This window comes from Streptomyces calidiresistens, from assembly GCF_014141525.1.
GTDB lineage: Bacteria > Actinomycetota > Actinomycetes > Streptomycetales > Streptomycetaceae > Streptomyces > Streptomyces calidiresistens.
Genome location: NZ_VKHS01000130.1, coordinates 1 through 9,424 on the forward strand (window position 1 = coordinate 1; position 9,424 = coordinate 9,424).

The window sequence follows — 9,424 nt, forward strand, 5'->3', positions numbered from 1 at the left end:
GGCGGACCGGTGACGCCCGCCCCGGGGGCTCACCCCGCGGGGGGCGGCCCGGCGGGGCGGGAGGCCTCCGGCAGCCACTGCGGTCCGAAGGCCAGGGCCAGCAGGCGGTCCAGCGGCAGCACGCCCTCGGGCGTCTCCAGCAGCAGGTCGGGGCCCCCGTGTTCCATGAGCAGCTGTCGGCACCGGCCGCAGGGGACGATGACCTCGCCCTCGCCGTTCACGCAGGTGAAGCGGACCAGGGTGCCCCCGCCACCGGCGTGCAGGGCGGAGACCAGGCCGCACTCGGCGCACAGACCCAGCCCGTAGGAGGCGTTCTCCACGTTGCAGCCGGTGACGATCCGCCCGTCGTCCACCCGGGCGGCCGCACCGACGGGGTAGCCGGAGTAGGGGGCGTAGGCGCGCCGCGCGGCCTCCCGCGCGGCGGCCCGCAGGGTGTCCCACTCCCCCGCCGGGTCCGCCGGGTCCGCCCGGTCGGGTGCGGTCATGTCCCCTGGCCCCGTCTGTAGGACTTGCCAATGGCCGCCGGCACTCTCAGGTGTTGCGAGAACAGCGCGAGGACCAGCAGGGTCGTGATGTACGGGCTGGCGGTGACCAGTTCCAGCGGCATGGTGTCGGTCGCCGAGTACCACAGGAAGAGCAGCACGGCGAGGACGCCGCTGACCGTGCCGGCCACCCGCTTGTTGCGAATGAACTGGTAGACGGCGAGACCGGCGAGGGCGATCGCGAACAGCAGCAGCATGCCGTGCACGGTGGGACCGCCGCCGCGGATCTGCAGGGCGTCCATGAAGCCGAAGAGGCCCGCGCCCATCGCGACACCGCCGGGGCGCCAGTTGCCGAAGATCATCGTGGCCAGGCCCAGGTAGCCGCGACCGCCGGTCTGACCGTCCTGGTACATGCGGATGAAGACCGCCAGGTAGGCGCCGCCGAGGCCGGCCAGACCACCGGAGACGGCGACCGCGATGTACTTGTAGAGGTAGACGTTGACGCCCAGCGACTCACCGGCGACGGGGTTCTCGCCGCAGGAGCGCAGCCGCAGGCCGAACGGCGTCTTCCACAGCACCCACCAGGTGCCGACGAACAGCAGTATCGCCAGCAGGGTGATCCAGGAGACGTTGGTGACGGCGGCGCCGAGGATGCCGGCGGTGTCGGAGACGAGGAACCAGCCCTGGTCGGCGATCGAGCGCAGCGCGTCGGAGATGCCGGGGACGGTGAACGTCGGCATCTCCTCCATCCGCGGGGACTGCTTGTCGTTGCCGCCGGCCTGCGCGGCCTCGCCCTCGCCGAACCACAGCTTGGCGAGGAACTGCACCACGCCCAGGGCGAGGATGTTGATCGCCACACCGGAGACGATGTGGTCGACGCCGAAGGTGACGGTGGCCACCGCGTGCACCAGGCCGCCGAGGAGGCCACCGATGATGCCGGCCAGGACCGCGGCCCAGGGCCCGTACTGCCAGCCGATCCAGCCGGCGGCGAACAGGCCGAGCATCATCATGCCCTCGAGGCCGATGTTGATCACGCCGGCGCGTTCGGCCCACAGACCGCCGAGGCCGGCCAGGCCGATCGGGACGGCCAGGCCCAGGGCGCTGCCCCACTGCCGGGTGTCGGTGAGGCTGCCGGTGTCGGTGAGGGCCCGGACCAGGGAGAGCAGGAGCAGGCCGCCGGCGATGATCAACAGGATCATCGGGTAGCTCAGGCGGCGTTTGCCGCCGCGTTCGACCCGACCGCGCGGGCGGACCGGGGGCGGGGTGGTCGCCAGTTCACTGGCCATCAGGACACCTCCGGGTCGGTCGGGTCGTCCGACCCGTTCTTACCGGCGCGGCGGTCGCCCGTCGGGCCGGGGGTGGCGGGGGACTTCTCCATGGAAACCGCGGCGCCGGCGGTGGCCGGGGTCGCGGCGGCCCGGGCGGCGAGCTGGGCACCGACCATCCGCTGCTGGCGGCGCAGGCCCCAGCGGCGGACCAGCTCGTAGGCGATGACGACGGAGAGGACGATGATGCCCTGCATCACGCCGACGATCTCCTGGTTGTAGCCCTCGAAGTTGAGGCGACCGCCGGTGCGCTCCAGGAAGGCCCACAGCAGGGCGGCGAAGGCCATGCCGACGGCGTGGTTGCGGCCGAGCAGGGCGATGGCGATGCCCATGAAGCCGATGCCGCCGGGGAAGTTGTTGCCGAAGGTGCCGGAGTCGTTGAGCAGGGTCGGCATGCCGACCAGCCCGGCCATGGCGCCGGAGAGCACCATGGCGGTGACCACCATGCGCTTGACGCTCACGCCGCCGGCCCGGGCGGCGGACTCGGACTCGCCGACCGACCGCAGGTCGAAGCCGAAGCGGGTGCGCCCGAGGAGGTACCAGTAGGCGAGGCCGGCGACGATCGCGATCACGATCGTGCCGTAGATCCGTCCGGCGTCGGTGTCGATGGTGAAGAACATGGTCGACTCCGGCAGGTACGGAGTGTGGACGATGTTCTGGGTCCGCTCGGCGAGTCGGCCGTCGTGCAGCAGGTAACCGATCAGCGCGCCGCCGATGGCGTTGAGCATGATCGTGCTGATCACCTCGCTGACGCCCCGGGTGGCCTTGAGGAAGCCGGCGATGCCCGCCCAGATCGCGCCGACCGCCATGGCGGTGAGCAGGATGAACGGGATGCGCAGGGTGCCGGAGAAGGTGAGGTATCCGCCGACGGCGGCGGCGAAGAACGCCGCGACCTGGTACTGGCCGTCGACCCCGATGTTGAAGAGGTTCATCCGGAAGCCGATGGCGACCGCGACGGCGGAGAGGTAGTAGGGGATCGCCTTGTTGATGATCCAGACCTGGCTGTCGGCCTTGGTGCCGTAGTCGCCCATGATCTGGAAGGCGAGGAAGGGGTTCTGGCCGGTCAGCGACATGACCAGGGAGATGATCACGAAGGCGGTGGCCAGGGCCAGGGCGGGGGCGGCGAAGCCGAGGATCAGCTTCTCGCGGTCGATCCGCCGCAACGGCCGCCACGTGAGCGGCGAGGTGGTCATCGGGCGCCTCCGTCTGCGCGTCCGTCGTGCTCGGCGCCGGACCCCGGCGCGGGGTCGGGTGCGGCGGCACCCTCGTCGCCGGTGTCCCGGTCACCGGGCCCGGCCGGGGTTCCCCCGGCGGGGCCGGCGGCGGTGCCGCCCCCGGACGCGCCGGTCATGGCGGTGCCCAGTTCCTCGGGGGTGATCGTCGCCGGGTCGGCCTCGGCGACCAGCCGACCCCGGTACATGACCCGCAGGGTGTCGGAGAGGCCGATCAGCTCGTCGAGGTCGGCGGAGATCAGCAGCACCGCCAGGCCCCGGGCCCGGGCCTGCCGGATCTGCTCCCAGATCTGGGCCTGGGCGCCGACGTCCACACCGCGGGTGGGGTGGGCGGCGATCAGCACCTTGGGGTCGTGGCTCATCTCCCGGCCGAAGATCAGTTTCTGCTGGTTGCCGCCGGACAGGCTGGCGGCGGTGACCTCGATGCCGGGGGTGCGCACGTCGTACTCGCCGACGATCCGCTCGGTGTCCCGGCGGGCGTCGGCGATGGTGAGCCGGCCGCCGCGGCTGTTGGGGCGCTCGGTGACGTGGCCGAGCATCCGGTTCTCCCACAGCGGGGCGTTGAGCAGCAGGCCGTGGCGGTGGCGGTCCTCGGGGATGTAGCCCACGCCGGCCTCGCGGCGGGCCCGGGTCCCGGCGCGCGAGATGTCCTCGCCCGCCAGTTCGATCCGCCCGCCGTCGGGGGTGCGGATGCCCATGACGGCCTCGACCAGTTCGGCCTGGCCGTTGCCCTCCACGCCGGCGATGCCCAGGATCTCGCCGCGGTGGATGGTGAAGTCGATGTCGGTGAGGACCTCGCGGAGGGTGCCCTCGGTGTCGGTGCCCGACAGGTGCAGGCCGGAGACGGTGAGGACCGGTTCGTCGGTGACGGTGGACTCGCCGGTGTCGGGGACGGGCAGTTCGCTGCCGACCATCAGTTCGGCGAGTTCGCCGGGGTTGGTCTCGGCGGGGACCACGGAGGCGACGGTGGTGCCGCGCCGGATGACCGTGATGTCGTCGGCGACCGACAGCACCTCGCCGAGCTTGTGCGAGATGAAGATGACGGTCAGGCCCTCGGCCTTCAGTTCGCGGAGGTTGGCGAAGAGCGCGTCCACCTCCTGCGGGACCAGCACGGCGGTGGGCTCGTCGAGGATCAGGGTGCGGGCCCCGCGGTAGAGGACCTTGAGGATCTCCACCCGCTGACGGTCGGCCACGCCGATCTCCTCGACCAGGACGTCGGGGCGGATGTCCAGGCCGTAGGCGTCGGAGATCTCCATGATCCGGCGGCGGGAGCGGGCGCCGATGCCGTACGCCTTCTCCGCCCCGAGGACGATGTTCTCCCGGACGGTGAGGTTGTCCGCGAGCATGAAGTGCTGGTGCACCATGCCGATGCCGTGCCGGATGGCGTCGGCGGGCGAGGAGAGCGTGACCCGCTCGCCGTCGATGGTGATGGTGCCCTCGTCCGGCTTCTGCATGCCGTAGAGGATCTTCATGAGCGTGGACTTGCCCGCGCCGTTCTCCCCGATGAGGGCGTGCACGGTGCCGCGCCGGACGGTGATGTCGATGTCGTGGTTGGCCACGACGCCGGGGAAGCGTTTGGTGATCCCGCGGAGCTCGACGGCGGGGACACCCTCGGCGGGGCCACCGTCGGCGGGGGTGATGGAGGCTGGGATGACGCACTCTCCTCGGGGGCGAAGGAGCGGGGCCGGGAGGTCGGTCGACGCTATCGCGCCCCGGCGGATTCTACCCGCGTAGCACCGACGTCCGGTCCCGGCGGGAGCAGGGCTCCGCACCGGGGGAACGGGCGAACCCGATCGGCGACGGTGATGGATCCGATCCCCGGGAGCCACGATACGGAAGGCCGGCGATCGGAAGCGGTGAGGGGTGGGCAACGCCGGTCGTCACCGACCGGCCGGTGCCCCGGGTCCGACGACCGCCCCGCCCCCGAGGGCTCGGGGGAACGGGGCGGGGCGGCACCGGCGGCCGGCCCGCCCGGTCGCCGTCCGTCGGGGACGGACGGCGACCGGGGGTGCGGCTGCGCCGGGCGGGAGTCGGACGGGGTCGGACTCAGGGGGTGTCGTTGACGACGATCTCGCCCGAGATGATGCCCTCGCGGGCGGTGTCGATCTCGTCCATGATGTCGTCGATGAAGCCACCGGAGGTGGCCAGCCACACGCCCTCGTCGGCCAGGGTGTACTCGCCGATGCCGTTCAGCGGCTCACCGTCGTGCACGCTCTGGATGAGGTCGAAGACCGCGACGTTCACGCCCTTGACCGCGGAGGTCAGGATCGAGTCCTTGTACTCGGCCAGACCGTCCTGCAGGTACTGGTCGGAGTCCACGCCGATGGCCCAGGCGCCCTCGACGCCGGCGACCTCCTCGATGGAGCCGTTGCCCGCGAGGCCGGCGGCCGAGTAGATCACGTCGATGTCGCGACCGAGCATGCCGTCGGCCTGCTCCTTGGCCTTGGCCACGTCGGTGAAGCCGCGGTCGTCGTCGGCGTACAGGTACTGCACGTCGACCTCGACCTCGGGGTCGGTGTCGTTGACGCCCTGCTCGAAGCCGGCCTGGAACTTCTGGATCAGCGGGATGTTGACACCACCGATGAAGCCGACCTTGCCGGTCTCCGTCTTCAGCGCGGCGGCCACACCGGCGAGGTAGGAGGCCTCGTGCTCGGCGAAGACCATGCTGTAGACGTTGTCGCCCTCGGCCACCGCGTCCACCACGCCGAAGGTGGTGTCGGGGAACTGCTCGGCGACCCGGGTGATGGCGTTGCCGTAGAGGAAGCCCACTCCGATGACCGGGTTGTAGCCCTCCTGGGCCAGTTCGGTCAGTCGCTGCTCGCGGTCCGCGTCGGTCTCGTCGTTGCGGGCGGTCTGGAAGTTGGCGGAGATGCCCAGCTCCTCCTCGGCCTGGTCGGCGCCCCGCGCCGCGGCCTCGTTGAAGGACTGGTCGTCACGGCCACCGACGTCGAAGGCGATGCCGACGCCCGGGCTCTCCCCGTCGGCGGTCTCGGTGGAGCTCTCACCGCAGGCGCTCGCGGTCAGAGCGAGGGCCGCCGTGACGGCCACAGTGGATACAAGCCTCGTTACGCGGCGCAAGAGACGTTCCCTTCGCTCGGAGCGCCTCTCGGGCGCTGCTTTCGGCGGAATGGTAACGCGCGTAGATAAGAAGTGACGGACGGATGGATTCCTGTTATCGGATCGTCGTGAACGCAATGCGACCGCAACACGGAAGCGTCCGAACGGTGCCCTCACCGGAAGCGAACGATGCCGCACCCGGCGTACCGGATGCGGCATCGTCGCAGGTCGGGAGCGTGCTCCCGGCCACCGTGCGAGCGGGAGGGCCCCTCAGCGCTCCTCGGCGTCGAGCATGACGGCGGCCGTGAACAATTCGACACCCACCGTGATGGCGTTCTCGTCCACGTCGAAATCACCCTGGTGGATGTCGCGCGGAACGGCACCCGCCTCACCGGGCGGACGGACCCCCAGCCGGGCCATCGCGCCGGGCACGTGCTCCAGGTACCAGGAGAAGTCCTCCCCGCCCAGGCTCTGCTCGGTCGGCTCGACGCTGCCCGCCCCGCACCGGGCCGCCATCGCCTCGCCCAACAGGGCCGCGGAGCCGGGCTCGTTGACCACCGGCGGCACGCCCCGGACGTAGCGCAGCTCGGACTTGGCGCGGTGCAGTCCCGCCACCTCGTCCACCGCCGCGTGCACCAGGTCGGGGGCCTCCCGCCAGGCGTCGATGTCCAGGCAGCGGATGGTGCCGGACAGCTCGGCGATCTGCGGGATGACGTTGGGGGCGTGGCCGGTCTGCAGCCGGCCCCAGGTCAGCGCGAGGCCGGCGCGGGTGTCCACCCGGCGGGCCAGCAGCGCCGGCACGTCGGTCACCAGCCGGGCCGCCGCCGTCACCAGGTCGGTGGTCAGGTGCGGGCGGGCGGTGTGGCCGCCGGGGCCGGAGAGGGAGATCTCCAGCCGGTCGCAGGCCGAGGTGATCGGGCCGGTGCGCAGACCGATGCGGCCGGTCTCCACCCTCGGGTCGCAGTGCACGGCGAGGATGCGGCCCACGCCGTCCAGCACCCCGGCCTCCAGCGCGTCCTGCGCGCCGCCGGGCAGCACCTCCTCCGCGGGCTGGAAGAGCAGCCGCACCGGGTGGGGCAGCAGGCCGCGCCGGGCCAGCCGGGCCAGGACGATGCCCGCGCCGAGCACGATCGTGGTGTGCACGTCGTGCCCACAGGCGTGGGCGCGGCCGGGGATCGTGGAGCGGTAGGGCACCGACTTGGTGTCGGGGATCGGGAGGGCGTCCAGGTCGGCGCGGAGCGCCAGCATCGGGCGGCTCCTCCGCGACCGGGCCCCCCGGGTGCCCCCGGGCCCGCCCTCCGGGACGGGGATGATGTCGCAGATCAGGCCGGTGCCGCCGGGCAGGACGCGGGGGGTCAGCCCCTCGCGCTCCAGCCGCTCGCGGACCACGCCGGTGGTGCGGATCTCGTGGTTGCCCAGCTCGGGGTGCATGTGCAGGTCACGGCGGATGGCCACCAGCTCGTCCGCGAGCTCCGCGGGGACCGTGCCGGGGAGGGGGACCGGGCCCCCGCCGCCGCGCGGAACGGGTGGTGCCGGGTCGGTCGGCGGGGCCGTGCCGCCGGCCGGGCCGGGGACGCCGGGGGCGTCGAGGGGCACGGACGGGACCTCCGGGACGCCCGGGGCCTCGGCGGGCGAGGGCCCGGGAAAACCGTCGAGGGAGCCGTCGGAAGCGGCCTCGGCCGCACGGGTCGGCGCCCCGGAGGGAGTGCCCGGGGAGCTCGGGGAGAGAATGTGGGCCATCTCACCGAGGGTAACGTCGGCCGCGTCCAACTTCCCGGCGGTCACGGCGCGTTCACCCGATGGGGGGACAATTGCTCGACAGGGACGTGCATACCTCTCAAGGTTAAGGGGTATGACTTCCGGCTTCTCGCGGGTCCACCAAGTGAGACGTGCGTCACGCGGGACGGAAGGGGAGGTCCGGGCCCTTTTCGGGACCGATCGACCCCTCCCCGGGCCCGGCGTGTCGCCGCCGGGCCACCGGGACGGCGGTCGAAGCGCGCGCAGGGCGCCCGGCCGGGGGCGTCCGCCCGGCGCGGGACCTCGTCACGCCCCGGAGTCGGAACCCCCGGGCCGCTCCCCCGCGCGCCCCTCCCCCGGCGCGGAGTCCACCACCGAGGCCAGGAAGCGCCCGGCCCGCTCGGTCACCCCCTCGCTCAGCCACTCGGCCGGGATCGGGCACGCCGTCACCACCGCCCCGGTGCCGGCGAGCACCGGCGGCAGGGTGTGCACGACGGTGGAGGGGAAACTGAGCACCTGCCGGGCGATCGGCCCGCGCCGGGCCACCAGTTCCAGCGGCAGGTCCGGGCGGACGATCTCCACCCCGGACTCGGCGGCGATCCGGCGCAGCTTCCCGGGACTCTCGCGCCGGTGGGCGAAGTAGCGGCGCACCCCGTGGCGGGCCGCCAGGTCGGCGACGCCCGCCAGATACCGGTCCTCGCGCACCACGCCCGTCTCCACCAGGGAGGTGCCCACCAGGTCGGCGCCCTCCTGGACGGTGGGCGGACCGAAGGCGGCGCGGGTCCACTCCAGGCGGTTGCGCACGATCTCCAGACCGGCCGGCAGCCCGGTGCCGCCCGGCCCCACCGGGACCTCCCCCTCCGGACCGGCGGGCCCGCCGTCCGCGACGGGGCCGCCGAGCGCCTCCGGGGAGGCGGGGGCCCCGACCGGCATCGCGGTGAAGACCTCCACCCGCCGCCCGGGGCCCGGCGCCAGGCGGCTCACCGCTCGTCCGGCTATCGGGCCGAAGAGCGCCGCCCGCACCCCGCGCGGCGGACGGCGGTGCCAGCGCACCAGGCGTTCCCCGCGGGTCAGCTGGGCGAGGAACTCCAGGGTCGCGGTGCCGTCGTCCACGACCGTCACCCGGGCGGGCGCGGCGGCGGAGAGCAGCAGTTGCATCCGGCGCGAGAAGGGGTCGCCGATCAGCAGTCGGGAGGCGCGGCGGACCCGGGGCACCAGGGCGGTCAGGCCGCGCAACCCGGAGACGCCGGGCCGCACCTCGTGCCAGTGGACGGGGTGGCCCGCGTCGCGGGCCAGTTCCGCCATGCGGCGCAGCTGGCCCCGTCCGCCGGCGTTCCGCGGCGGCAGGACCAGCAGTTCGGTGTCGGCGGCGCCGGCGCCCCGGGCCCGGGTCCACTCCAGGGTGTTGAGCAGCTGCACGGGGCTCTCGACCACCGCCAGGGTGGGCCCGACCGGTTCGGTTCCCGCCACCGTTCCGGCGCCGCCGGGCATCACGGCCCCGCCGGCCGGGGCGACGCCCCCGCCGGCGGCACGGGACCCACCGGCGTCCCCGCGGGGACCGGGGACCGGCGGCCCGACCACGACCCCCTCC

The 9,424-nt window shown here is 73.4% G+C and carries 7 protein-coding genes; all 7 read right to left on the reverse strand.

The window, feature by feature from the left end; genetic code table 11:
* Window positions 1-29: 29 nt before the first annotated feature.
* A complete protein-coding gene (locus FOE67_RS08340) occupies window positions 30-485 on the reverse strand; it encodes a cytidine deaminase (protein ID WP_182662052.1) in 456 nt (151 codons plus the stop codon).
* Complete coding sequence (locus tag FOE67_RS08345) at window positions 482-1,768, reverse strand: ABC transporter permease (RefSeq protein ID WP_182662053.1); 1,287 nt, start codon at window positions 1,766-1,768, stop codon at window positions 482-484. The genes FOE67_RS08340 and FOE67_RS08345 overlap by 4 nt, the downstream gene beginning before the upstream one ends.
* The gene (locus FOE67_RS08350) at window positions 1,768-3,000 is read right to left on the reverse strand and encodes an ABC transporter permease (RefSeq protein ID WP_182662055.1); all 1,233 of its coding nucleotides are present in this window, start codon (window positions 2,998-3,000) and stop codon (window positions 1,768-1,770) included. The genes FOE67_RS08345 and FOE67_RS08350 overlap by 1 nt, the downstream gene beginning before the upstream one ends.
* Window positions 2,997-4,691 carry an ABC transporter ATP-binding protein gene (locus FOE67_RS08355; protein WP_438874199.1) on the reverse strand — a complete coding sequence of 565 codons (1,695 nt, stop codon included), beginning with the start codon at window positions 4,689-4,691 and terminating at the stop codon, window positions 2,997-2,999. Before FOE67_RS08355 ends, FOE67_RS08350 begins: the two co-directional genes overlap by 4 nt.
* A 394-nt stretch (window positions 4,692-5,085) precedes the next feature.
* Complete coding sequence (locus tag FOE67_RS08360; RefSeq protein WP_182662057.1) at window positions 5,086-6,117, reverse strand: BMP family lipoprotein; 1,032 nt, start codon at window positions 6,115-6,117, stop codon at window positions 5,086-5,088.
* Between the two features lie 249 nt (window positions 6,118-6,366).
* Window positions 6,367-7,836 carry an amidohydrolase gene (locus FOE67_RS08365; protein ID WP_182662059.1) on the reverse strand — a complete coding sequence of 490 codons (1,470 nt, stop codon included), beginning with the start codon at window positions 7,834-7,836 and terminating at the stop codon, window positions 6,367-6,369.
* Between the two features lie 303 nt (window positions 7,837-8,139).
* On the reverse strand, window positions 8,140-9,424 hold a 1,285-nt coding region (locus FOE67_RS08370; RefSeq protein WP_438874198.1), incomplete at its 5' end, for a hypothetical protein.